General features: G+C 43.4%; 25 protein-coding genes. 2 read left to right on the top strand and 23 right to left on the bottom strand.

The annotated features are described in order from the left end of the window. The 14 genes from J2S00_RS04360 to J2S00_RS04425 all read right to left on the bottom strand — a co-directional run bounded on the left by J2S00_RS04360 (position 1) and on the right by J2S00_RS04425 (position 14,092). Positions 1-918 carry a dihydrodipicolinate synthase family protein gene (locus J2S00_RS04360; protein ID WP_307335912.1) on the bottom strand — a complete coding sequence of 306 codons (918 nt, stop codon included), beginning with the start codon at positions 916-918 and terminating at the stop codon, positions 1-3. A 29-nt stretch (positions 919-947) separates the two neighbouring features. Next, positions 948-1,652 (bottom strand): GntR family transcriptional regulator, encoded by a 705-nt coding sequence (locus J2S00_RS04365; protein WP_307335915.1) that lies wholly within the window; start codon positions 1,650-1,652, stop codon positions 948-950. A gap of 294 nt (positions 1,653-1,946) precedes the next feature. Further along, positions 1,947-3,638: a dihydroxy-acid dehydratase gene (ilvD, locus tag J2S00_RS04370; RefSeq protein ID WP_307335917.1), complete on the bottom strand. Its 1,692-nt coding sequence runs from the start codon at positions 3,636-3,638 to the stop codon at positions 1,947-1,949. Beyond that, positions 3,638-4,708: an Ldh family oxidoreductase gene (locus J2S00_RS04375; RefSeq protein WP_307335920.1), complete on the bottom strand. Its 1,071-nt coding sequence runs from the start codon at positions 4,706-4,708 to the stop codon at positions 3,638-3,640. The genes ilvD (J2S00_RS04370) and J2S00_RS04375 overlap by 1 nt, the downstream gene beginning before the upstream one ends. Before the next feature lie 180 nt (positions 4,709-4,888). Further along, positions 4,889-5,770: a 2-hydroxy-3-oxopropionate reductase gene (locus J2S00_RS04380; protein WP_307335922.1), complete on the bottom strand. Its 882-nt coding sequence runs from the start codon at positions 5,768-5,770 to the stop codon at positions 4,889-4,891. Continuing rightward, complete coding sequence (locus J2S00_RS04385) at positions 5,771-6,319, bottom strand: hydroxypyruvate isomerase family protein (protein ID WP_307336050.1); 549 nt, start codon at positions 6,317-6,319, stop codon at positions 5,771-5,773. Between the two features lie 18 nt (positions 6,320-6,337). Then, the gene (locus tag J2S00_RS04390; protein ID WP_307335925.1) at positions 6,338-7,105 is read right to left on the bottom strand and encodes an HpcH/HpaI aldolase family protein; all 768 of its coding nucleotides are present in this window, start codon (positions 7,103-7,105) and stop codon (positions 6,338-6,340) included. A 48-nt stretch (positions 7,106-7,153) separates the two neighbouring features. After that, positions 7,154-8,338, bottom strand: a complete 1,185-nt coding sequence (locus J2S00_RS04395; RefSeq protein ID WP_307335928.1) for a mandelate racemase/muconate lactonizing enzyme family protein — start codon at positions 8,336-8,338, stop codon at positions 7,154-7,156. A 97-nt stretch (positions 8,339-8,435) separates the two neighbouring features. Next, positions 8,436-8,795 (bottom strand): tripartite tricarboxylate transporter substrate-binding protein, encoded by a 360-nt coding sequence (locus tag J2S00_RS04400; protein WP_307335932.1) that lies wholly within the window; start codon positions 8,793-8,795, stop codon positions 8,436-8,438. Beyond that, complete coding sequence (locus J2S00_RS04405) at positions 8,758-9,477, bottom strand: tripartite tricarboxylate transporter substrate binding protein (protein ID WP_307335935.1); 720 nt, start codon at positions 9,475-9,477, stop codon at positions 8,758-8,760. Before J2S00_RS04405 ends, J2S00_RS04400 begins: the two co-directional genes overlap by 38 nt. 116 nt (positions 9,478-9,593) lie before the next feature. After that, on the bottom strand, positions 9,594-11,105 hold the full coding sequence (locus J2S00_RS04410; RefSeq protein WP_307335938.1) for a tripartite tricarboxylate transporter permease: 1,512 nt from the start codon (positions 11,103-11,105) through the stop codon (positions 9,594-9,596). A gap of 18 nt (positions 11,106-11,123) precedes the next feature. Next, on the bottom strand, positions 11,124-11,594 hold the full coding sequence (locus tag J2S00_RS04415; RefSeq protein WP_307335941.1) for a tripartite tricarboxylate transporter TctB family protein: 471 nt from the start codon (positions 11,592-11,594) through the stop codon (positions 11,124-11,126). Between the two features lie 85 nt (positions 11,595-11,679). Further along, the gene (gene ilvD / locus J2S00_RS04420; RefSeq protein ID WP_307335943.1) at positions 11,680-13,350 is read right to left on the bottom strand and encodes a dihydroxy-acid dehydratase; all 1,671 of its coding nucleotides are present in this window, start codon (positions 13,348-13,350) and stop codon (positions 11,680-11,682) included. 49 nt (positions 13,351-13,399) lie between these two features. Further along, the gene (locus J2S00_RS04425) at positions 13,400-14,092 is read right to left on the bottom strand and encodes a FadR/GntR family transcriptional regulator (RefSeq protein WP_307335946.1); all 693 of its coding nucleotides are present in this window, start codon (positions 14,090-14,092) and stop codon (positions 13,400-13,402) included. Between the two features lie 175 nt (positions 14,093-14,267). Between J2S00_RS04425 and gudD the strand changes: the two genes are divergently transcribed. Beyond that, positions 14,268-15,623 (top strand): glucarate dehydratase, encoded by a 1,356-nt coding sequence (gene gudD / locus J2S00_RS04430; RefSeq protein WP_370875823.1) that lies wholly within the window; start codon positions 14,268-14,270, stop codon positions 15,621-15,623. 64 nt (positions 15,624-15,687) lie between these two features. On the opposite strand, the gene J2S00_RS04435 is transcribed toward gudD, so the two are convergent. The 7 genes from J2S00_RS04435 to J2S00_RS04465 all read right to left on the bottom strand — a co-directional run bounded on the left by J2S00_RS04435 (position 15,688) and on the right by J2S00_RS04465 (position 22,047). Continuing rightward, a complete protein-coding gene (locus J2S00_RS04435; RefSeq protein ID WP_307335949.1) occupies positions 15,688-16,884 on the bottom strand; it encodes a hydroxyacid-oxoacid transhydrogenase in 1,197 nt (398 codons plus the stop codon). Between the two features lie 66 nt (positions 16,885-16,950). Then, positions 16,951-18,132, bottom strand: coding sequence for a M20 metallopeptidase family protein (locus J2S00_RS04440; protein WP_307335952.1), 1,182 nt, complete (start codon positions 18,130-18,132; stop codon positions 16,951-16,953). A gap of 103 nt (positions 18,133-18,235) precedes the next feature. Then, positions 18,236-18,604: a DUF423 domain-containing protein gene (locus J2S00_RS04445; RefSeq protein ID WP_307335954.1), complete on the bottom strand. Its 369-nt coding sequence runs from the start codon at positions 18,602-18,604 to the stop codon at positions 18,236-18,238. 193 nt (positions 18,605-18,797) lie between these two features. Beyond that, entirely contained in the window at positions 18,798-18,947 is a 150-nt protein-coding gene (locus tag J2S00_RS04450) for a hypothetical protein (RefSeq protein WP_307335957.1), read from the bottom strand. An 841-nt stretch (positions 18,948-19,788) separates the two neighbouring features. Further along, positions 19,789-20,511 carry an HAD family hydrolase gene (locus J2S00_RS04455; protein WP_307335959.1) on the bottom strand — a complete coding sequence of 241 codons (723 nt, stop codon included), beginning with the start codon at positions 20,509-20,511 and terminating at the stop codon, positions 19,789-19,791. 52 nt (positions 20,512-20,563) lie between these two features. Then, entirely contained in the window at positions 20,564-21,031 is a 468-nt protein-coding gene (gene trmL, locus J2S00_RS04460) for a tRNA (uridine(34)/cytosine(34)/5-carboxymethylaminomethyluridine(34)-2'-O)-methyltransferase TrmL (RefSeq protein ID WP_307335962.1), read from the bottom strand. Positions 21,032-21,084: 53 nt separating this feature from the next. Then, positions 21,085-22,047: an amidase domain-containing protein gene (locus tag J2S00_RS04465; protein ID WP_307335965.1), complete on the bottom strand. Its 963-nt coding sequence runs from the start codon at positions 22,045-22,047 to the stop codon at positions 21,085-21,087. A gap of 235 nt (positions 22,048-22,282) precedes the next feature. On the opposite strand from J2S00_RS04465, the gene J2S00_RS04470 reads away from it, so the two are divergent. Beyond that, entirely contained in the window at positions 22,283-22,585 is a 303-nt protein-coding gene (locus J2S00_RS04470; protein ID WP_307335968.1) for a ribbon-helix-helix domain-containing protein, read from the top strand. 145 nt (positions 22,586-22,730) lie between these two features. On the opposite strand, the gene J2S00_RS04475 is transcribed toward J2S00_RS04470, so the two are convergent. Further along, positions 22,731-24,092, bottom strand: coding sequence for a M20/M25/M40 family metallo-hydrolase (locus J2S00_RS04475; RefSeq protein ID WP_307335971.1), 1,362 nt, complete (start codon positions 24,090-24,092; stop codon positions 22,731-22,733). Beyond that, a complete protein-coding gene (locus tag J2S00_RS04480) occupies positions 24,092-25,474 on the bottom strand; it encodes a M20/M25/M40 family metallo-hydrolase (protein WP_307335973.1) in 1,383 nt (460 codons plus the stop codon). Before J2S00_RS04480 ends, J2S00_RS04475 begins: the two co-directional genes overlap by 1 nt. Between the last annotated feature and the right edge of the window lie 9 nt (positions 25,475-25,483).

A 25,483-nucleotide genomic window follows, 5' to 3' on the forward strand; every position in this document is an offset into this window, starting at 1 on the left:
TTATCTTTTAAGTTTCTGCAGATCCCACATTTTTAAGATTTCTATGACTTGTCGGCGATCTTCCTCACTTAAAGGGTTGACCGGTTCGCGGGTTACGCCTGATTTTAACCCGATTTGCGCCATGGCTTCTTTAACAACAACAACATTATTGCCATTGTTGTACTTGGCCCGTAAGTTTTCAAAACGCAGCGTTTCCCTCCATACTTCCCACACTTTGAATTGATCATTGTTTTGTAAAGCATGTAACATGTCGAAAGATTTTTGCGGAGCTACATTGATTAAACCGGAGGTAAAACCTTTGGCACCTGCAAAATAGAAGAATGGTGCCCATTTTTCTGCTGTTCCACAAATCCAGGTAATATTATGATGGTTGGGCACCTCTTGAACCAGCTTAGCAAACCGTGGAAGATCATTGATCGCATACTTAACCCCAACAATCCTTTCACAATGAGCCAATTGTTTAAGTACGTCATCACTTAGGGATGGATCTTTCCAGTAAACGATAGACGGAATATTGACGGCATCTATGATTTGTTGATAATACGACAATACTCCTTCATTGGTCACAAAGGGGTGAATGGGTTGATGAATCATCACACAGTCTGCTCCAACTTCTTCAGCATACTTTCCCAATTCAATGGCAGTTTTGAGAGAGTAACCAATCCCAGCGACAACAAGCGCCCTGCCATTTACAATTTCCACCGTTCGCTTTATTTCCTCTTTTGCTTCATCCAATGTTAAAGCATAAAATTCACTTGTATTACCGCAAGGAACAATCACTTTTACACCATTATTCACTAGAAAATTAATATTTTCTCGAACACCTTCCCAGTTAATTTCTTTTGTCTTGGAGTCAAAAGGGGTGATGGTGATCGCGGCAATTGTTTCCAATTGTTTACTAAAAGATTTAAAATCCATTTTTCTCCCTCCTAAAAGTGTTAATCCTGCTACTCCTTGTCATGTTTATCAAGGTGACGCAAGACATTGTCTAAGGTACGCAAAATATGCTTTTTCATCCGAAACTCGGCAAGGTCAGGGTTCTTAGACTTTATAGCTTCAAAAATTCCCTTGTGTTCGTTTAATCCTTCATGCGCTTCGATTTGGTATTTTAAAGCCCTCTTTCTAAATGCCTTATCAAATGTAGAAACATTTTCAAGGATTTTAATGATCATTGGATTTTTGCTAATTTGCCGTATCAGGACATGAAATGCTGTATTCTCTTCAGCCAGTTTCTCTATATTGTTACTCTTCAAAAGTGACTCCATTTTTTTCACTTGCTCTTCGAGTAATTCAAGTTCATGATCCGTTGCCTTCATGGCGGCCAGGCGAGCACATAATCCTTCTAGGTAAGCTTTGAGCATCAAAATTTCTTCAATTGATGTATTGACCAATTCTGATACAAATGTTCCTTTACGTGGAATGGTTCTAACTAACCCTTCATTACCCAAAATGCGTAAAGCTTCTTTAATAGGGGTGGTACTGATCCCCATCATTTCTGACAGTTCTCTTTCTTTTAGGTGATCCCCAGGCTTAAATCGTCCACTTACAATCGCCTCTTTAATAGCTTCCAAGGCAATATCCCTTAAAGATTTGATTTGCCCATGGTCAATCGTTAAAAACGAATCACTTTTTTTCTCTTGTTTGTCTAACATTTGTCATCACCTTTAAGCTTTTGATATCTGATATATCATATTTATATCATCAATACTCCTCTTTATCAATAAGTCTTTCTACTAGAACTACTAGAAAGAATCTTAATGTTTAACCCACTCATCCTCATTCCTTGGTCGATCATTTATTGTGTAGGGATTCTCAGCTCTTCAATTGTTTTAGATACAGTAATTTGGTGTGTCCCCATCATAACTCTGGTCTAGTTTTTCCTTTAGAAGATTCCTAAACAAATCTACATCCCCTTTCCATTAAATACATGGTCCCCAAATTTTTTCTCATCTCGATAGGTTATTAATTTGTTGCCTCAAGATAGCTCCCTGATCGGCGGAGGATACCATCTCTGCATATCGCAGTAAAACTCCGTTACTCACTTTGAGAGCTTTAGGTTGCCACTGTTCTTTTCTTTTTTGCAACTCACTTGGCTCAACCATTAGATCAATAGTACGTTGATCAATATCAATGGAAATCATATCCCCATCTTGAACAAAAGCGATAGGCCCTCCTGCCGCAGCTTCAGGGGAAACATGACCAATGCAAGGTCCCCTTGTTGAACCGGAAAAACGTCCGTCTGTCACAAGAGCCACACTGTCCCCAAGTCCAGAACCCATTAAAACAGCGGTGGCAGTAAGCATTTCACGCATTCCCGGACCGCCTTTAGGTCCTTCATAGCGGATGATAATCACATCCCCTTCTTTGATTTCTCCATTATTCATTGCCTCGATCGCCTCTTCCTGACTGTCAAACACCCGTGCAGGACCTGTATGTTTTCTCATCTTGCCAACGACAGCTCCTTGCTTGACCACACAACCATTTGGGGCTAGAGAGCCTTTTAATACCGCTAAACTGCCTTGCTCAGCATATGCATTGCTTATAGGTCGGATCACATCCGGGTTCAAATTCTGGGTTTCCCGCACCGATTCTTCCAGTGTGGTTCCGAAGGCTGTTTTTTCTTGCATATGCAGTAGAGGAACAAGTTCCTTAATAATGGCGGGTACTCCCCCTGCCTGTTCCACGTCCCACAAAGTATGCTTACCGGAAGGTTTCGCTTTAATAGTAAGCGGTGTTGTGCGGCTTGCTTCTTCAAAGTCTTCAGGTGTGATAGTTATACCCTGTTCGGCAGCCATGGCAGGTAAGTGCAGCATGGTGTTGGTTGATTCTCCTATGGCCATGGACACACGGAGTGCATTTTGGAAAGAGCGTTCCGTAATAATAGATGTTGGTTTTAAATCCTCGTGCACCATCTGGACAATGCGCTTTCCGCTTTGCTTAGCTATATAGACTTTCGTTTCTGCTACAGCGTGGGAAGTACCACATCCTGGAAGAGAAGCTCCCATCACTTCGGACAAGATGGACATTGTATTGGCCGTCCCCATCATCGCACAAGACCCAGGCCCCCTTGTGACACTTTGCTCCATTTCCTCAAACTGTTTTTGGTTTATCACTCCTTTACGAAACAGACCCGCGGCTTCCCTAACCTCATAGATGGCCCTACTCTCCCCATTGTATAAACCTGGCATCATGGGCCCCCCGGTTACGAGCAAGGAAGGAATGTCTAAACGGTACATCGCCATTAACATTCCCGGTACAATTTTTTCACAACTTCCCAGCATTACCAAACCGTCGAGACGATGGGCCTGCGCTGTAATTTCAATAGAGTCGGCAATACTCTCCCGACTAGGCAACACGTAATGCATGCCTTTATGTCCTTGGGCAATTCCGTCACATAAGGCAATGACACCAAATTCAAATGGAAGTCCTCCCGCTTCCTTGATCCCCTCCATTACCATCTCAGCCAGCCCATTAAGATGGACATGCCCTGCATGCATGCCGTTATAGGAATTGGCCACACCGATAAACGGCTTCGACAAGTCCTTTTTAGCCACACCTGCTGATTTCAAAAGTGCTCGCTGTCCCCCACGATCAACACCCTCGACAACCTCTCTGCTTCTCCACCACTTTGAAGCCATTACTGTTTGACCTCCTTACTGAGTATAAATTTTTCAATATCTACACCGTACCTTGAACCAGTTTCTTTTAATTCCAGATAAATCTCTTTTGGAAGGGGAATCCCTTTTTCTAAACGCACCTTTTTTCTGCTCAATTCAATTTCACCGGGCATATATACGCGGTCAAAACCTTCCATTGGTGCACTGTTTACAGTTTCTTGTACTTTTTCTTGCATGCGCTGATAAAAAAGCGTTTTATCCATGAATGCTTCGATATGAATGACTCCAAAAAAGTGACCAAGTTGTTGGGAAGATTGATCCCCATACATTTTGGGAATTTGCTTGCCAAACAACGCTCCTGTTAAGACACCCGATAAAATGTCAATCATGATAGCTAAGCCTGATCCTTTAGGACCTAAGGGTAAAACAAAGCCTTCCAAAGCTTTAACCGGATCGGTTGTTGGTTCACCGTTGACAGTAATAGCCCAGTGAGCAGGAATGGTCTCCCCTTTTTTCTTGGCTAATATGATCTTACCCCTGGCCACTTGACTCGTAGCCATATCTAGAACAACAGGATTCCGCCCCTCCCCTGTTGGTACAGCAATACTAATGGGATTGGTTCCGAGAGAAGGCTCTTTGGAACCAAACGGCACCATAATCGCTGAAGCGTTAGTCATGGCCAATCCGATACAATCTTTTTCAGTAGCCATTCTGGTAAAGTAGGAGGCTGTGCCAAAATGGTTTGAATTTTTGACACCGACAAACCCGGTTCCATATTGTAATGCTTTTTCAATCGCTGTTTCCAAAGCTTTCACCGCAGCCACCTGCCCCCACCCATTAGCAGCATCAAATAAAGCTGTGGTTGGGGTTTCTCGGACAAGTGTCAGCCGGGTTTTCCTTTCAATAAGCCCATCCTCCATCCGCTTTAAATAGCCTGCCAATCGGCTAACACCATGTGATTCAACTCCCAGCAAATCTGCATCTACGAGAGTTTCAGCAATGATTTCCGCTTCGTCTTCAGGTAATGATTGACCTAATACTTGAGAGGTAAATCTAATCAATTGACTAGCGGGAACTATGATATCACCCATCAGATCACCTCTTTATTAGATAGTTTAAGGTTAATTCTTTTAAACCCAGCGACAATAAGTATGGTTTAAATGATGAGTTGAGATAATCAAATCAGACTTTAAATAAGGACAAACAAGCCGAGGTTGTACTCACCCCGGCGTAATCCGGTAATTCTGATAAAAGTTGCACCGATGTGACTATTAGATCTTGTGTTGGGCAAGATCTTCAATAAGAGTTAATACCGCAGAATGGTCCTTAGAACCATCACCTCTGGCCACCAAAGATGACATCATTTGGTCGACAACAGCGGAAAGTGGCAAAGAAACTCCGTAATCTCTTCCTGTTTCAAGTGCGATCCTTAGATCTTTGTGGTGCAAATCAATTTTAAAACCCGGTTTGAAGTCATGCTCCAGGAAGTTGGATCTGCGTACTTCCATGACCTTATTCCCGGCGAGACCACCGGAAAGAACATCGAGAATTTTAGCAGGGTTAACTCCTGCTTTGGATCCGAGAACAAGTGCTTCCGACACAGCGCCAATGGTTAAAGCTACTACTATCTGATTGCAAGCTTTGACAATCTGCCCTGCACCCGCTTCACCAACTAAAGTAATCGTTTTTCCCATCACCTCAAAAAGTGGTTTTGCCCTTTCGAAATCTTCAGTTGAGCCACCAACCATGATAGAGAGTGTTCCCTGTATGGCACCCGGTTCACCGCCGCTGACCGGCGCATCAAGCATACTAGCACCATACTTGCGAGCCTCTTCCGACAAATTTCTGGCCACAACCGGGGAAATCGTGCTCATATCTATGATTAATGAACCTTTCTTTACTCCATCAAAGACCCCATCCGGTCCTGTTAATACTTCTTCGACTTGTGGGGAGTCGGGGAGCATGGTAATAATCACGCTACTTTTTTCAGCTACCTCTCGTGGACTTCCCGCTGCTTCCGCTCCTTTGGCAACCAATTCGTCAACCTTTGGCTTACTACGGTTATAAACCACCAACTGATACTCTGCCTTTAACAAGTTAATGGCCATAGGTTTTCCCATGATTCCAAGCCCGATAAATCCTATCCTTTCCATTTATATCCTCCTTTCAAGTTTTAGGTCTCTAATATCAGCAAGATCAACCTCTCCACCACGCAAGGAACGAGGCAACCATACAAGACTGGTCTCTGTTATTCGAGCGGAGGGGTTATACTCTAGCCCGATGTATCCCTTGTAACCTGACTCTTTCAACACACTTAGCACATAGCGGTAATTAATCTCTCCTGTTCCAGGCTCCCCTCTATTAGGGGAGTCAGCAATCTGGACGTGGGCGATGTATGATAGATAATGTTGAATTGTATAAACAATGTTCCCTTCCATTCGTTGCATATGATAAACATCATATTGAAGCTTTAGGTTGTCACGCCCGACGCTATCAATTAAATCAACTGCCTGGCGGGTTGTACTCAGCAAATAGGGGCCGTTTTCAAATGTGTTAACCGCTTCAACAAGGACTTCAATACCAAACTTCCTGGCTTGATCAGCTGCAAACCCGAGGTTTTTGCGGGCTAATTCTAATTGTTCCTCTCGGTTTATTCCTGGAATTTCATGTCCAATCAGTGCATTCAATCTTTTACAGCCCAGACTTTACCGTCATAAGTATTAAACGACAAATTTTTGATGGATCTGTTTAACAGCACTAGCAGTTTGATCGACCAGCATGTTGACATCGCTACTGAACGAGAGGTACCTTACTCCTAGGTTCACTAATTCCCTTGCTTGTTCAATATCGAACGACTGAATTCCTACAGCAACGCCTCTTTGTTTGCAAGCGGAAATAATATCTGAATAAATTTGACGGAGGGATTTGTCCCATATTTTCCCTGGTATTCCCATATCAACGGAAAGGTCAAAAGGACCAATGAATAAGGCATCGACCCCTTCTACCTGGGCAAGTTCAGGGGCGCAATGAACTGCCTCCATTGTCTCGACTTGTAGAAGAACTGCAATCTCTTCATTTGCTTGCTTCATATAGTCTGCAGCGGAGACAGCTCGATAATCACTGTGTCCGCGGCGCAGGGCAGCTCCACGCTTTCCATCGGGAGGGTATTTCACATGTTGTATGACCTCCTTCGCTTCTTCGACACTGTTAACCATGGGGACTAATATGCCTGCCGCACCTGCATCAAGGGGCTTAAGAATAGTTTCCCTCCTAATTTCTGGAATGCGTACAACAGGTGCCACACCTGCCCCCTTGGCGACGGTAATCATCGCTGACATTTCCGGCCAGCTAAAGGTCCCATGTTCCATATCAATGATAATGGAATCAAGGCCGGCTGTAGCGAGCATACGGGCCAGATTCGGATTTCTTACCTCTGAGATCATTGTTGATAAGATTAATTCATCAATGGCCAAACGCTTTTTGAGCATATCCATCTCTTCCTTTCTATGAGTCATATTTGAATTAAATACATCTTACTATCTATTGGTTTTCCATGGATCACCATCTCCCGAGATATTGTACACTTGTTTTTCTCCACTGGTTGAAACCCGTTCAGTAACTCTGTAGACTAAATCAGATCGGCTAAATACCTCCGGTCTCAATTCAACCCCTAGTCCAGGCTCTTGTGGCGGCTTAATATAACCATTAACGACAAGTGGTGCATTCGTTACAATCTCTGAATAGTATGTTTCATAACATAGATTGGGAATATTGTAACAAATATGTGTACAAACCGCATGTAATACCGGCCCCCCACAATTGTGGGGGGCAAAGGGGAGACCAGCTATATCCGCAAGTGAAGCAATTTTTTTCACCTCAGAAATGCCACCCGCCCAGGCAGGATCTGCAATGACAATGTCTGCAGCGGGTTCCTGCAAGAGATCGTTATACTCGTATCGAGTAAACAACCGTTCACTTGCCGCAATTGGAATCGTGGTAGATTCCTTTAACTTAACGATTGTTTTTACATTGTTAACAGGCATCAAGTCTTCCAACCAAAGCAACTTGTATTCCTCTAATGCTTTTGCAATCCGAATTGCACTTGTTAAATTCCAACGACCGTGACCTTCAAGTGCCAGTTCAATCTCATTACCAAATGCTTTACGTATTTTTCGAAATGGCTCTATCCCCTTTTCAATCAACTTCGGGGAGATGTAATTTCCTTGAAAATCACGACTCAGTTCATCAAAGGGCCATATTTTCATCACTGAAATTCCCTTTTTTAACAACTCTTCTGCTAATTTCTCCGGCTCTTTTAAAAATCGGTCACGATCGTTGTATCGCATGTAGCCAACACATGTATTGTAGACTTTTATCTTTTCTCGGGAAGCTCCTCCAAGCAAACGGTAAACAGGTTGCCCTAATACCTTCCCCAAAATATCCCATAAAGCGATATCAATGGCGCTAAGAGCTCTCATTTCAGCTCCGGAACTGCCGTGATGATTAAATACTCGGTAAAAAGTATGCCAAATATGGTCAATATTCCGTGGATCTTGCCCCAATAACAGCTCAGCACATAAACTGTGAATGAGCTCTTGAACAGGAGCCGGTTTAGCATTTGTTTCCCCTAATCCCACAATCCCTTCATCAGTATGAATTTGTACCCAAAGTTCGCGAGGATGCTCTTTAAGTTGTAATGTTTCAATTTTTGTTATGCGCATTTATACTAAACTCTCCTCCTCAAAACGAAGCAGACTGGGAAATCCTTTTCGTAAGCTATCCTAATCAGGATCTAACACATTAGTAATTTTGTAGGTTTTATTGCTCTATCGCTTCCAGCAATCCTTCGTAATATTGGAAAGTTTCTTGCATATATTGAGATGTTTCTTCAGGGGTCATGTATGTGGGAGATACAAAAAATTTTTCCGCCTCACTGCGATATTCTTCATTCTCTTCCACCACGGCTTTTAACGCATTAGTGAATTGATTGACAACCTCTTGCGGTGTTCCTGGTGGAAAGGCATAGAAATAGAACTTTTCAAAAGAAATATCAACACCTTGTTCTTTAAAAGTTGGAATCTTAGGCATTAATGGCACACTTTCTTCTGCAAGAATGCCAAGTGTCCTAAAATCACCCGAATCAATATACTGTTTGACTAACCCGTATTGAGTGGGCATAATATTCAATGTGCCCTCCCTGCAAGGCAACAATTTTATCCGCGGCACCGCCCGCATCGACAATATTAAGTTCTGTTCCAGTATTCTCTTGAAAAGCTAGTAACTGAAGATGAGTAAATGAACCGACTTCTGTACCGATCGATATTTTTCCCGGATTTGCTTTCGCTGCCTCAATTAAATCACTCAAATCTTCATACTCCGATTCAGCGTTTACAAAAAATCCATTTCCTTCATCCAATACTGCAATACCTGCAACTTCAAAGTCACTATGAGTGTAATCGGCAAGTCCTAAAATATTGTTAAGTAGAAAGCCATTGTGATGAAACAATACTTTGGAGCCATCTGGATCAGCTTTTAATACTTCTTGAGCCCCTGTAGTCCCCCCCGCTCCAGAGATATTGCTTACAACCATGTTTACTCCCAATTCTTCCGATAAATATTTAGCTAACGTTCTGGCGTTTATGTCGGTGTCACCACCGGGACCCGCAGGTACAACGACTTCAATCGTATCAGTAGGATAATTATTATCATCAGTTGTCGATTCCCTTGCGCTTTTTGTGATGTCTTCCGTACTGTTTTCATCTGATACATTCGTTTCTGTCTGACTACATCCTGTAACAATCAAGGCGATGAAAATAAACGCAACTCCCAACAACAGAGTAGTTTTGAAAGTTTTTTTCATGCACAATCCCTCCAATGTTTGATTTTTTAAATAATTTAATTTATTTTTATAGGATTTCTCCTATAAAAAAACACATTAAACCCTATAATTTTTACCATGAATTAAATAAAATCTTCTTAAGAAGAAACCGTTAGATCTTTTTCCTTTTTCTTTATAATGTTTTTCCTAGCACTCAATATAACTGAAACAACAGCTAAGATTAAAAAGAAGGCAGCTATCGGCGAAGTAAGGAATGGAATAAATTCTCCTTGGGTATACATCAATCCTCTGCGCAAATTGGTTTCGGCAATAGGACCTAATATAAATCCTAAAATGAGAGGAGTGAGCGGAAAATCAAACTTATACATCGCATAGCCTAAAATTCCAAAAAAGAGTAGTGCTCCTGCATCAAACAGTCGATTGTTTTCCCCAAATGCGCCCACTACACATAAGACGATAATGATAGGTAATAAAATGTGCTGGGGAATGCTTAGAATCCTTACGAAAACTCTCATCCCTAAATACAATGAAACCAACATGACCAAATTAGCCACAAGAAGAGCAGCAAAAATGACATAAACAACTCCACCATTTTGCTCAAAAAGCAAGGGACCGGGTGTTATACCGTGTAGAACTAATCCACCGAGTAACAACGCAGTCACAGTATCTCCAGGAATACCTAGTGACAATAAAGGTACCAGGGCACCCCCAATAGCTGCATTATTCGACGTTTCAGAAGCGACAAGACCATCAGGAACACCTTTTCCAAATTTTTCTGGATACTTGGATTGGTTTTTGGCCACCGCATAGGAAACAAGGTTTGCCGTCCCCCCTCCAATTCCTGGCAGTATCCCAATTCCTACACCAATCAAGGCTGACCTCAATCCATTCCAACCTTGTTTAACAAACTCAGCAAGGGAAAAACCCAATCCTTTCATTCTATAATCTGGAGTCTCTTTTTGATCAATGGTTTTAATTTTACTCTCAGATGTTTTTAATATTTCGGAAATGGCAAATAGTCCAATCATAACAGGTAATAAGGCAAAGCCAGCATCGAGTGCATCAAAACCAAAAGTAAATCTGGGATAGGCATCGATAGGTGCTGAACCGACTAAAGCCAAACTCATCCCTATTAAGCCACTTAAAAGTCCTTTGATGATTGAATTGCCTGATACACTTGAGATCATAGTTAGAGCAAACATTGTCACGGCAAAATATTCAAAAGGACCGAATTTTATCGCAAGTTGTGCTAAAGGAGGAGAAACAAACATTAAAATCAGAATGCTAAAAAGACCACCAAGAAATGAAAATGAGATGGCTATTCCAAAAGCTTTGCCCGCCTGTCCTTTTTTGGCCATGGGATAACCGTCAAAGGTAGCTGCAATACTGGACGGTGTACCCGGCAAATTTAATAAAATAGCCGGTATTAATCCACCTGAAACCCCACCGATATATAATCCCATTAATAATGCCATCCCGTCAGTCGCTTCCATCCCAAAGGTGATGGGGAGACATATGGCAATTGCCATTGTTGCCGTTAATCCAGGTATAGAACCGAAAACGAGTCCCAAAACAACCCCTACTAACACCAATAGCAACGTATTTAAGGTAAAAACTGTTGCAAATCCTTCCAGAAGCATTTCTAACATTTAGCTCAACCCCTCCCCTCATCCTAAAATTCCTGCTGGTAACAACAAATTAAATCCATAACGAAAAACGTAGTAAACGGTTACAGATACTGCTATAGAGAGCACTAAAAATAATGGAAGGTTTCTTTTAGACTTACCAGCTAACACATAGAACTGGGCAAACAAATAAACAACGGTCATTAAAAGAAACCCTATTTCACGCATTAAGGCAATATAAACGGCTATTAAAACTATTGTTGCGATAACTGTAAAATAACGGAATGATGGACGCTCACTTTGGTGGTTATTGTCTGACTTCATCCGCTTGATTCCTTTGATCAACAGAGAAATGCTTAAAATAAAAATTCCGATAGAAGTGAGTTGCGGTACAAATTCTGATCCAATTCTGCTCACTGTTAATCGTTCAAATGTAAACGTTGCCAAATACATGATTACGGAAAAGATAATCAAAAATATACTTGCATATATATCCCCATATTTTTTGATCATTGTCTCACCCCAAACATTGAACAATAACAATTTGAAGTTTAAGATATGGGATATGATATATCACAAATTTATTTTTTCTTTAGGTTTATGCCTGTAAAATCGCTCCTTTGTCAGCTGAAGATACGTTAGATGCATAGCGTCGCAACATACCGTCTTTAATTTTGGGTTCTTTTGGTACCCAGTTTTGTTTTCTTTTTTTCAACTCCTCATCCTCGACATGCAATGTTATCGACCTGTTTACAATGTCGATTGTAATTAAGTCGCCATCTTCTACTAAGGCGATAGGTCCTCCGGCCGCTGCTTCTGGTGAGACGTGGCCAATGCATGGCCCTCTTGTGGATCCAGAAAACCTCCCATCTGTGACTAGTGCGACACTGTCACCAAGACCGGCTCCCATCAATACAGAAGTAGCTCCGAGCATTTCTCTCATTCCGGGTCCTCCACGAGGTCCCTCATACCTTATTACAATGACATCTCCTTTTCTAATCTCTTCATTCATAATAGCGTCAATAGCTTCTTCCTGATTATCAAAAACACGTGCGGGACCAGTGTGCAGTTTCATTGCATCCACAACTGCCCCTTGTTTGACCACACACCCGTTCGGAGCCAAATTTCCCTTTAAGATCGCTAAACTTCCTTGATCACTGTAAGCATCCTTTAAGGGTCTAATTACTTCGGGATTTAAATTTTCAACATTTTGAACGGACTCCTCTAGAGTTGTTCCGTTAGCTGTTTTTTGAGTCATATCAAGTAATGGGGCTAATTCTTTCAATATAACTGGCACCCCGCCTGCTGCATCCACATCATATAAGGTATGCGGTCCAGAAGGTTTAGCTTTTATGATTAATGGTGTTTTCTTACTAGCTTCTTCAAAGTCATCAGGGGTAATCTTAATTCCGGATTCCGCTGCGATGGCTGGTAAATGTAATAATGTGTTAGTTGACCCACCAATAGCCATGCAAACAGTGAGCGCATTTTGAAACGCTTTTTCAGTCATTAAATCTCTTGGTTTTAAATCTTCATGGACCATTTCCACTATACGCTTACCACTTTCTCTAGCAATGAACGCTTTAGTTTCATCTACAGCATGTGCTGTCGCACAACCTGGGAGTGATAACCCCAACACTTCTGTTAATATGCACATCGTATTTGCCGTACCCATCATGGCACAAGAGCCCGGTCCTTGTGTGACTTTTTTCTCAAAATCTTCAAATTGCGTTTCTGTCATCTTTCCCCTTTTTAGTTGCGCAGCTGCTTCACGCAATTCATAAAGCGCTCTGCTCTTCCCATCATATTTACCTGGTTTCATAGGCCCCCCTGTCACTAGTAAAGAAGGAATATTCAATCGATTGGCTGCCATGAGCATTCCAGGAACAATTTTATCACAACTGCCTAACATGACTAGTCCATCCAAACGATGGGCTTGCGCGGTTAATTCAATGGAGTCAGCGATAATTTCCCGGCTGGGTAGAACATAGTGCATTCCTACGTGACCTTGTGCAATTCCGTCACATAAGGCTATTGTACCGAATTCAAAGGGCAACCCTCCTGCTGCATTGATTCCCTCAATGACTAGTTCTGCTAATCCATTGAGATGGACATGGCCGGCATGCATGCCATTGTACGTGTTGACAACGCCAATAAAGGGTTTAGATAAGTTCTTTTTTGACACACCCACTGAGGCTAATAGAGCTCTTTGGGCTCCTCTCTCTGCTCCCTCAACAACTTCCCTGCTTCTTAACTTTCTTTCAGACAACTTGTAGATCGCCTCCTTAATCTAACACTTCAAATTAACCCCACACATTCTATTTTTTATGGTTTGCTAAAATTCTTTTACGTACGAAATCCATATGTGTATACATGTGTCTAAAAGCCTCTATAGGAGAACGCTCTTTAAGAGCTTGATAAATCTTTTTATGATGTTCCAATGTTACACTATGTTCTTTCTCTTTTAGTTCAGAAATCGTTCGATCAAAGGCCGTGAGTATAGCGTCAACCATTCCTTCAAATATTGTACGACTCCCACTTAAAGCGATAATTCGGTGAAATTCACGGTCATATTTAGAATAGTCTTCTCGGTCATTGGCCATTTCTGTAATCGTCAATTTTAGCTTTTCTAGTTCATCATCAGTGATATCTTCAGCCGCTAATGCAACCAAACCTAATTCCAAGGCCATTCTGGATTCAACAATTTCCACAATGTTACCCGCTGATAGGGCAAGCATAATTGAAAAGGGCCTGCTGCTTATTTTTTGGGCAAAATAAGTCCCTCCACGTGTTTTTCGATCAATGACTCCCAATGAACCTAATGAACTCATCGCTTCACGCAATACAGGCCTACTTACCGAAAGCATTTCGGCTAACTCTATTTCTGAGGGCAATTTATCCCCTGGCTTTAGGGTTCCATCAATGAGTAACTGAATGACCTGGTCAATCACCTCCTCAGAAAGTGTCTTCCTTTTCACACTTGCTATTAAAGGTTTTTCATTTTCTTTCATGCTCTTACTCCTAATTCATGGTATTTAATTTATCTATATTGTATGACAAATTAATTAATAATTCAACACTAATATTGAGAATAATCATTCATTTTTAAAAATTGCTTATTGGCATTTTATATAATTTGTCTTACAATTTATACTAATAATAACTTATGTGAAAGGAGATGTCATGATGACACATCTAGATCAAAAAAATAACCAATCTAGTACACCAGTGATTACCGAGATGCTTGTCATTCCAGTTGCGGGTCACGACAGCATGCTACTTAATCTTAGCGGTGCCCATAGCCCCTTTTTTACCCGAAATGTGGTTATCCTGAAAGATAACTCGGGCCACACTGGAGTTGGAGAAGTTCCAGGGGGCGAAGGCATTCGCCAAACGCTGGAAGATGCAAAGCCCCTGGTCATAGGGCAACCTATAGGGACTTATAACAGTATTCTCAAGGATGTGCATCAAAGCTTCGCCGATAGGGATGCTGGTGGACGTGGTTTACAAACCTTTGATTCGCGGGTGACGATTCATGCCGTTACGGCCCTGGAGGCTGCACTACTCGATCTCATGGGACAATTCCTTAATGTACCGGTTGCTGCGCTACTTGGTGAAGGCCAGCAGCGTGAGACGGTAGAGGTGCTAGGCTACCTGTTCTACATCGGTGACCGAAACAAGACAGATCTACCTTATCTGAGTGCTTCCGATGCCAAGGATGATTGGCTTCGTTTGCGACACGAAGAAGCACTCACGCCCGAGGAGATTGTGCTCCTTGCCGAAGCTGCACATGCACGCTATGGCTTTAAGCATTTTAAGTTGAAGGGGGGCGTGTTGCATGGTACAGAGGAGATTGAAACTGTTACCGCATTAGCCCAATGTTTCCCTGATGCTCGAATTACCCTTGATCCCAATGGCGCTTGGTCATTGGAAGAAGCTATTAACCTTTGCCAAAATCTGAATCATATACTGGCTTATGCAGAAGATCCTTGCGGGGCCGAAAATGGCTACTCCTCACGTGAAGTGATGGCTGAATTCCGACGAGCAACTGGTCTGCCAACCGCCACAAATATGATTGCTACGGATTGGCGCCAATTGGGACACGCCATCCAACTAAACGCCGTGGATATTCCCCTGGCAGACCCGCATTTTTGGACAATGCGAGGCTCGGTACGTGTTGCACAAATGTGCCATGAATGGGGCCTAACGTGGGGTTCCCACTCCAATACTCACTTCGACATTTCCTTAGCTATGTTTACCCATGTCGCAGCCTCCGCCCCAGGGGAGATAACTGCCATTGACACTCACTGGATTTGGCAGGATGGACAGCGTTTGACCAAAGAACCGTTTAAGATCGTCAATGGAACAGTGACTCTCCCTGATAAACCCGGGCTTGGGGTTGAAGTAGATATGATACAAATTGAAAAAGCAAACCAACTTTACAATAAGATGAAGATGGGTGACCGTGACGACACCAAAGCTATGCAGTATCTCATTCCAGGCTGGACGTTTGATCATAAACGCCCCTGCCTAGTACGTTAAATACGACTACTACTTTAGTCCATGAAACTATGAAAAAAGGACTCTTAACAGAGTCCTCTTCCTCCTATAACGCCTTGGTAAGCAGCTGCTCAAATCCTTCCTGTGTCGGAATACGGGGATTGTTCCGAATTAAGCGTTCAATGGTTAACGCTTTCTTCGCAATCTCTGGCAGTTGCTCTTTATGTATCCCAATTTCCGATAATTTCGTTGGCAAACCTATAGATTTAAGCAGATCAAACAAGGCAGCCACTAAACGATCCTTTACCTCTTTAGTACTTATTCCTTCTGAAGGTAGTCCAAAGGCTTGTGCAATGTTCCTCACTTTTTCCTTAGCAGCGTGGGCATTAAATTCCACCACATAAGGTAATAGAAGCCCAGTTAACTCGCCATGTGGTGCTTTGATCAAACCACCGATGGGATAGGCTAAGGCATGGGCAGCAGCCGTACCTGCATTGGAGAAGGCCATACCTGCGAGCAAACTCCCCAATAGCATTTGGGAACGGGCTTCCAATTTGCTTCCCTGTTGAACGGCTACGACAAGATGGTCAGCAATGAGTTTGATAGCCTGGATGGCCAACGCATCACTAATTGGATTGGCCCCCTGAAACAACAGCTCCCCATCAGCTTCAATGTACTGAAATGGTTTGGCCATGTAAGCCTCAATCGCATGGGCCAGGGCATCAATGCCTGAACAGGCGGTCACATAAGGAGGCAGCTTTAACGTCAAGGTAGGATCTAACAGTGCTACAGCCGGACGCAAATGATTATCTGATATTCCGGTTTTTAGATTATTTTCAGTATCTGTCAGGACTGTAATTGACGTCACTTCAGACCCTGTGCCTGCTGTTGTTGGTATGGCTATTAATGGTGCAACCGGACCGGGAACTTTGTTTTCACCAAAATAATCTCTGGGATGGCCCCCATGAGCCATCAATAAGGCAACAACTTTGGCCAAATCAATACTGCTTCCTCCACCGAGGCCAATAATCACATCGGTTTGTTGGACAGATCTGGCATGTTCATAACACTCCAAAGCTGATTGAATGGGTGGTTCGGGAACAGCCTGATCGTAAACCATAACATGATAACCTTGCAACAGACTGGCCACACGCTCTAAAATGCCTGCTTGTCTGATACCCTGATCAGTAATGATCAAAACATTCCTGGCATTGAATCGCTGCAGAATGTGATCCAATTTTTCGACAGACCCATAGCCAAACACAATATTTTTTGTGGAAACAAATTCCCATGTTGCTCTCATCCATCGTCCCTCCTGTATGGATTTTTTGTTAAAACTATTGGTCTTAAGAACGGCACAAGCTCTCCTTCAACTTCCCATCGCCAGATAATCCAGCACTGCCGTAATAAACAACTGCCCCGTGACCAGCATGGCCCGCTCATCCACATCAAATTTGGGGTGATGATGAGGATAGACGGCGTCTATTTCCGGATTGCCTCCACCGACAAAGAAGAAAGTTCCGGGTACTTTCTGCAGATAGTAGGCAAAATCTTCACCGCCCATCATCGGCTCCATCTTCGTTACTTTACCTGCCCCAAACAGTTGCTGGGCCAGCAGCTCTACCCGCCTGGTTTCCTCCACATGATTATACAAAGCAGGATAACCCCGGCGATACTCGTAAGTGGCCGTTGCTCCCATCTGCTCACACGTACCCCTAACCACCTGGCCGATCCATTCCTCAATCATGCTTCTCACATCTTCATCAAACGTTCGTACTGTTCCCTTCAAATGAGCGGAATGAGCAATGACGTTAAAAGCCTCACCGGCATGGAAGGAACCAACCGTAACCACCGCAGATTTCAGCGGATCAACCCGCCGACTGACAATATTTTGCAAGTTGACCACCAGCTGGCTGGCTGTCACCAGGGGGTCAACGGTGAGATGGGGCTGTGCCCCATGCCCGCCCCGTCCGGTCACTTCAATCTCGAAAGCATCAGCTGCCGCCATGGCATAACCCTCACAAAAACCCACGGTTCCATAGGGCAAACCGGACCAGACATGAGCTCCATAAATCACATCTACCCCATCAAGGCAGCCATCCTCAATCATCGGTTTGGCTCCTCCAGGGGCCAATTCTTCAGCAAACTGATGGATAAACACCACGGTCCCTGCCAGCTGCTCTTTAACCTCACTCAGTACGGCTGCCACACCCAGCAAAGCGGCGGTGTGCACATCATGACCGCAAGCATGCATCTTCCCTGGTATTCTGGAACGGTAGGGCACCTCTTTTTCATCCTGAATAGGCAAAGCATCAAAGTCGGCTCTTAGCGCCACTGTTTTACCCGGTTTTCCGCCCCGTAAAATACCCACAACGCCCCGTCCACCTATGCCGGTTTTCACCTCAAGCCCCAGTTCGGTTAAAAATTGAGCGATTTTCTTGGGCGTTTCTACCTCTTCAAAAGAGATTTCCGGATACATATGCAAATCACGGCGGAAGTCAACCAAACGGGGATAGATGTTGTGCAAACGTTCAAATAACGGTTGTAACATACCGGTCTCTCCTCTCTTCAATCGCTGTCACACCAATACCAAAATTCACTCAATTCAAGGCTGGGGTCTCCCCAGACGGGAGCCTGATCGATAATCAATGAATTTATTTTGCCAGGGCAGCGATAACCACCAATATCCAACCGATCAAAAATGCCACTCCCCCAATCGGGGTGATTGCCCCCAACTTAGTGACTCCTGTCATGCTTAAAGCATACAAACTTCCGGAGAAAATGATAATACCCACTGCCAATAACCACCCCGCCCAGTTAAGCAGGTGAGAAGGCATGACATAAATCAAGAGACCAATCAGAATCAAACCTAAGGCATGTATAAGATGATACTGCACTCCGGTCTGATAAATCTCCAGCATTTCCGGTGTAATTTTTCCCTTCAGACCATGGGCGCCAAAAGCGCCTAAGGCCACACCCAGAAAGGCGAGAGCCGCTCCAAGAGCCACAAACAGATTAGCCAAACTGCTTACCTCCCTGCTGCAGACTATAGTTATAGCATACCGTTTTTTGAAGTGATTTTCCATTCCTAGCATGATTCATTCTGGGACACAAACGAGGCAATCTTTGAAAACACCTTAAAGTGCTGTACCTCGAACAGACACTCTCTTATGGCACAGGTGGGCACCCCATCAGTTGGGCGCCCACTGCATTGTTTTAAAAAAAACGATGATAAGTATAGAACTCTTGCTTGCATTTTTCAACCAACTGATCCATATGATCATGATCATTAAGCGATTGAACAACTCTTTTTTGTGCTTTCTTGACCTTAATCTCAATGACAAAGGAAAAAAAGGGAATTACCATCCTTTGACACCCCTTTCCTGTTTAGTTTCGTTTCAGGTGTCTTCCAGCACCTTAAGACGTATGGCTAAACGCAATAAATAAGCAAAATTACCCATCAAAAACACTCCTTTCCATAAATAAAAAAAAGAACCATTTTACCTTATGGTTCTTTATCTATATAAATGCTTAAAAAAGCATTTATACCATACAAAAAACCATAGGTTGTGTCTGGCACAGCCTATGGTTCGTTTGGCTTTATGTGTAAATTAAACAGGAAAACACGACAGAAGGAGTCAGGTCAAGTTCACACTAGGAAACCAAGCTGACCATTCTGCCTGTTATTCAATGCTTGAAGTTCAATCTCAGTGGTCAACTCCTTCTAACCCACACGAGGCTGTGCCCATATTCGATTGTTGTTTGACAGTAGGGCTTAGAACGCCTGGAAATACGCCGAATGTCACTTTTGTCATCAACATGGGTCACAACCTCCTTTACCAAAATTTGATATGGATATTATACCCTGCACCTTCTTATTGTGTAAAGCACAAATTTGCCCAAGTGTAGAAATTTTTTAAAGACAGGCTCAACAAGCACTCATGTTTTGCATTCCCAAGCTTGACAAAGTATAATAAAGGAAGAATTTAATCTAGGAGGGCCTAACATGGGATTGATCATTACCATTTTAGTTGCAGCTGGATTTTTGGCCGCGATCCTCACCGGCGGATACAACGATAAACCGGATACAGGCCGTTAAAAACAAGAAGCAGGGACCTCACTGATGAAGCCCCTGCTTTTTTCTATAAAATTAGTGCGTAACATTGGTAATGGCATGCACTATGTCAGCCTTTAAAAGCCCCTCACTCTAAGAGGAAAAAATACCTTCCCTCTTTTTCAGTTTATGATACAAATCAGTCAAAGTGCCCCGGTCATGAACGGAATACTGGGGTTGGCCCCTGTCAATCACATGCCCTTCCACCAAAAACGTCTTCATGCCCAGTTGACTGGCCGACATATCTTCCTGCATATCGTTGCCAACCATCACGCACTGCTCGGGCTGCACCTGAAGCGCCTCACAGATCCATTCATAGTATTGTCGATGCGGTTTGGTAAAACGGCTTTCTTCGTAAACCGTGATCAACTCAAAGGGGACATGTTCTACCCCAGCCCAGGTGAGACGGTGTTCAATGGCCTGACGGGGAAAAACAGGATTAGTGGCTACAGCCACACGATAGCCCTGCTCCAACGCTTCCTCTACGACCATTTTTGCCAGGGGTGTGGGCTGGCACAGATGGGATAAGGTGGGAAAAATCTGGTCATAAAACTCATCAAAAATAGGCCAGATCTTCTCTTTCTGAAGCTGAGTCATTTTTAAAAACGTGGTTGTGAACACCTGCTCGTTTGTCTTGTCCGGATCCAAATTGGTGATCATCGCTTCCGTTGCTGCCCATAAAGCTTTGATAAATGTTTGGGGCTCAAGGTGCGGCGACACCTTCTCGGCCAATAGTTTTAAATAGTTGTTGACAAACTGCTCCGTATCCATTGGCAGTAATGTTCCGTCAAGGTCAAATAGAATAACTTTGCTCATGCTCTGAACTCCTTTATGTTACCATTTTTCACCCAAAACCCCGAGAACTTGTCTATTCCAGTCCAAAAAAAGAAACCTGCCGTAAGGCTTCATAAACCATAATGGCAGCTGTGTTGGACAAATTAAGGGAGCGGACATGCTCCATACTCATGGGGATACGCACCCAGGTATCTTTATGCTGCTCCAGTATCTCCGGCGGAATACCTGTCGTTTCCTTGCCAAAGACAAAAAAGTCCCCATCCTGATACTGCACCTCAGTATATACACGTGGTGCTCTTGTTTCTACAAAGAAGAAGCGATGGCCAGCGTATTTAGCCAGCAGCTCATCCATGGAATCATAATAGTGGATCTCAACGGAATGCCAGTAATCACACCCCGCCCGTTTCAACATCCTGTCATCGGTAGAAAACCCCATAGGCCGGATAATATGTAATGGTGTCTGAGTAGCCGCGCAAGTACGGGCAATGTTACCTGTATTGTAAGGAATCTCTGGCTGGTATAGCACAATGTGAAAACTCAAGCTTTGTCACCTCTCCTGTCACATCCCATTATACACCATCCTTGTTTCCGTAATCACACGATAATATGGAAAAATTTATACTGAATGTTGGGGGTCCAGGCGTAAGAATCACGGTAAGCCCAATAACGGTTTTGGCTGTTAGTGGTATGAGCGTTGACCAGGGGCTCATTGTTGGCATCTTTGGCTACAACAATGGTATTATGCTGCCAGCGGCCATCCCCGTTAAAGTCATAGCAAATCACATCACCTGGCTCCAGTTCACGGGCTGATTGTACTTCCCGGGCTCTGAGCCCCGATGTACTTCCAGCCAAATACCAACGCAAGGAATGGGCAACGGCCCAACTGAAACTCCAGTTTGGCTGTGTTTCAAATCGGTACCACCATCCTTTGCTCCGGTTCTGTGAGTAGGTCATGGGTGCACCGCCAGCCCATAAGCACTGGGAGACATAATTAGTGCAGTCCACATCAAAGTGTTTAAATTTAGGGTTGTAACTGTTCCACCAACGATGAGCATATCCTACTGCTTGCTGGCGGTTATATCCTCTATATGTTTCACCTTGTTCAGCAGTTTGATTCCTGCTTAACTGTCCCTCAGCCGGCCAGGGATCCCCATCTACTTCGGCTGGCAGGTCTAGTACTCCTTTCCCCTCTTCCTCAACCAGCTTATCCTCCATCACCCACCAGCCGTGATGATTTTTTAACAAGCACGTTCTATGCTCCACCCATGATTGACGAAAGTGCTGCTCCCTTTGAACCAAGTCCCAGTTGATACTTATTCTGTACCACACATTGACATAAGGATCCTCTTCGACCACATTCAATACATCAATTTGACTTGTGGAGCGCTTCAGTTCCACTTTTCTGTCCCGAAAGTCGTCTCTGATGCGCTCCCAGCGTACTTTTTCCCTTTTTTGAAAGATATCTTTTGCTACAGCATGATCTATCGGCTGTAAGTCTACATAGTGCCTGTTGCGTTCCTCCCAGAAGGTTTGAAATGCTTGTTTCCAATTGTTCATAAACGGTCCTCCTTCACCATCGGCCATCTCCGCTCCCGTTGGTGCCTTGACGTCGCCTTTTGTCGTTATCTATATATATGCGTCACAAACAAAGATAGCCGTGATTTGACAAAAGAAGTGTTTTTTCATCGAAGGATACGACAAAGGCAAGACCGAATATACATGGCAAAGCAACTTGCTTATAACGAGACGTGTGATTCAACCACGTTTATAGTGACAGAAGGAGGAGAACAAGATGAAGGATAAATTCGTGAAAAGCCCGATGAAAACCGTCAGCGCCCGTTTACCGGAGGATGATGTGGAGTTGTTTCAACTGATTTGTGAGGAATACCACTTAACGCAAAGCGAAGTGATTCGTCAATTGATTCAAACGTTTATCTCGCAAACCTTTGAGGTAGAGCCGCAATCCAAAGAATACAGTGTGCATGATTTTGAGGCTTATCAAAAGCAAAAGGAGATTGAAAAGTTTTACGAAAGCTTTAGGAAGATGAACAAAGAGAAAATCAGAGGTACGATGTTGAAGATTGGGAATATGTAGGGATAGACCTGTTTACACTTATTGATTGGGGCTGCCTAAAACGTGCCTTAGGGCAGCCCGTAATTCTGTAGCGGTTCACTCTTATACATAATAACGGCCGGCCGGCCTCCCTAGAGTGCCAGCCATGTGTTAAATAAGGAAAATATTAGCGGTGGTTTGCATATTCTCCAAGTTTATGTATCACATGACATGTGCATTTGATACCATCTAAAAAGTTATTAACACCTATATTTTCATTGGGGGAGTGATTTGCTTCGTCAAAATTTGCATAAGGTACCACGATCGAAGGCAGTCCTAGGATTTTCGTCCATACATAGTCTGGTAGGCTCCCCCCCAAGCTAGGCAGCAGCACCGGTACCTGATTATATGATTCATATACCGCCTCAGTTACTACCTTTACAATTTCCTGGTCAGCCGGTGTTCTGGAAGGTTTCATCTGCCCCAGTTGCTTCACTTCCACATCGGGAGCATGCTTTTTCACATGAGCATAGAATTTCTCATAGATATCATCCGGGTCTTGATCAACAACAAGGCGTATATCCATTTTTAACGTCGCTTTGGATGGTATGATTGTTTTCGATCCTTCTCCGCCATATCCGCTGTTAAAGCCAGCAATATTGAACGTTGGTTCCATTGTTAGCTTACGATAATATGTTTCTCCATCCATGTCAAGATCCTTATATCCTACTTGTTTGGCTACCTGTTCACGATCAAATGGCAGGTTTTTGATCAGCTCCAGTTCTACTTCCGAAGGCTGGCGTATGTTGTCATAGAACCCTTCAATAAGTACACGGCCATTTTCATCGCGCATCGTCCTTAACAAGTCAATCAGTTTCCAGGCCGGGTTGGGTACAATATTTCCCTTGTTACCGGAATGGTTGTCCCACTCCGCTCCCTTAGCCGTAAGTTCAACGTACAACATCCCTCTTACCCCAAGTAAAACCAGTGGAGCACCACTGTCATGCATTGGACCGTCGGAAGTATAAACCAAGTCGGCTTTTAGCAATTCTTTATTTTCTTCTACAAATGAAGCAAGATGATTACTTCCACTCTCTTCTTCCCCTTCAAACACCAGTTTGATATTGACAGGCAGTTCTCCAAAAACATCCAAATAGGTCTTTACAGCGAGAACCTGCGCCATAAGTTGCCCTTTGTTATCCCCTGCACCACGACAGTAGATCTTGCCATCACGAATAGTCGGTTCAAAGGGAGGCGACAGCCATTCTTCCAATGGATCAGGCGGCTGTACGTCATAATGCCCATAGATTAACAACGTAAAAGCCTCAGGATCTCTGACGATTTCACCATAAACCACAGGATGACCTTTCGTCGGTAACTGACGAGTGCTTATTCCTATTTCCTCCATCATCCCTTGCAACAGATCAGCGCATTCCGCAATCCCTATATTTTGGGCGCTAATACTTTTCTGGCGTAAAAGCTTAAATAACTGTTCCAAATACTGTGTCTTTCTTTCATCAATTAAATTTGAGATCTGGGATAGACTCATTACGCTTCTCCTCTCTTCCCATAACGATAATAAATAACAGCCATTAATTTGATTCCATTGAGGTAATCTTCTACGCCAATATTTTCATTGGGAGCATGCGTATTAGCAAAAGCAAATGGTGCCCCAAGTCCGATAATGATGGCAGGTGCGTCTAGAATTTCCCCAAACAATCCCATCGGACCAGCCCCATCCAGCATTGGCCATACTACAGGATCCTGCTTATATACTTCTTTGGCAGCTTCAATTGAGACTTGTACAATTTCCGCTTTCGCCGATACTTTTGATGGGGTACGAACATCCCCCAGATCAATTTCAATTTCTCCGTTATATTGATCTTGTAAATACTGACGGATCATCTCGGCGCACTTCACCGGATCTTGATTTTTGACAAAGCGAAAATCTAATTTTACCGACGCCTCATTCGGTACGATCGTCTTATTCCCTTTCCCCTGATAACCCGCTGTAAGCCCATTGATGGTCGCTGTTGGCGTAAAGAGCAGTGAAGTTAACGCATCCACTCCATCGTTGCCCGGCAAGATATCCCTAATCCCATAAATGTCGCAGTACTCGTGCTTATCAAACGGGATCTTTTCCATCAACGCAATATCTTCAGCGGAAGGTTCCAATACATCATCATAATATCCGGGAATCATAATTTGCTCATTCTCATTTTTCAGTTTGTTCAACAACCAAACCAGCTGCCAAGCGGCATTAGGAATAAATGGGGCCTGACCGGAATGGACGTCTCTTTTGGCACCTTTTACTTTCACTTCCGCTGACATAATACCTTTATGCCCAAGATACATCTGCGGCCTGCCGGACTCATGAATACCCCGGTCACACAAAATTGTATAATTAGCAGACAACAGCTCTTTATTTTCTTCCATGTAGGCTTTAAAATTAGGACTGCCGATCTCTTCTTCTCCTTCAAAGAAAAACTTGAGGTTAATAGGGATCTCTACTTCGTTATCCCGCAGGCTTTTGACAGCCATGATGGTAGCCCATAAGTTCCCCTTGTCATCCGTCGCTCCCCTTGCATAAATTTTCCCATCACGAATTACCGGTTCAAACGGATCACTGTCCCACAATTCGATAGGTTCAGGGGGCTGCACGTCATAATGCCCATAGATGAGCAGTGTTTTGGTCGCTGAGGGATTCTTTAGTTCTCCATAGACAACAGGAAAGGCCCCTTCCCGCCGTAATATTTTTGTTTCTATCCCCAAACTTTTCATGGTATCACTTAAAAACAAAGCACACTCTTCCATACCGATATTTTGGGCAGAAATACTTTTATGGCGTAAAAATTGCTGGAGACTTGCTATGAAACTATCTTTTCTCTCTTCTACATAGCGTTCGAGTGTTGCAACTAATTGCTCTGACATAAGTCCACT

The sequence above is a fragment of the Caldalkalibacillus uzonensis genome (assembly GCF_030814135.1).
In the GTDB taxonomy this organism is placed as follows: Bacteria; Bacillota; Bacilli; order Caldalkalibacillales; family Caldalkalibacillaceae; genus Caldalkalibacillus; species Caldalkalibacillus uzonensis.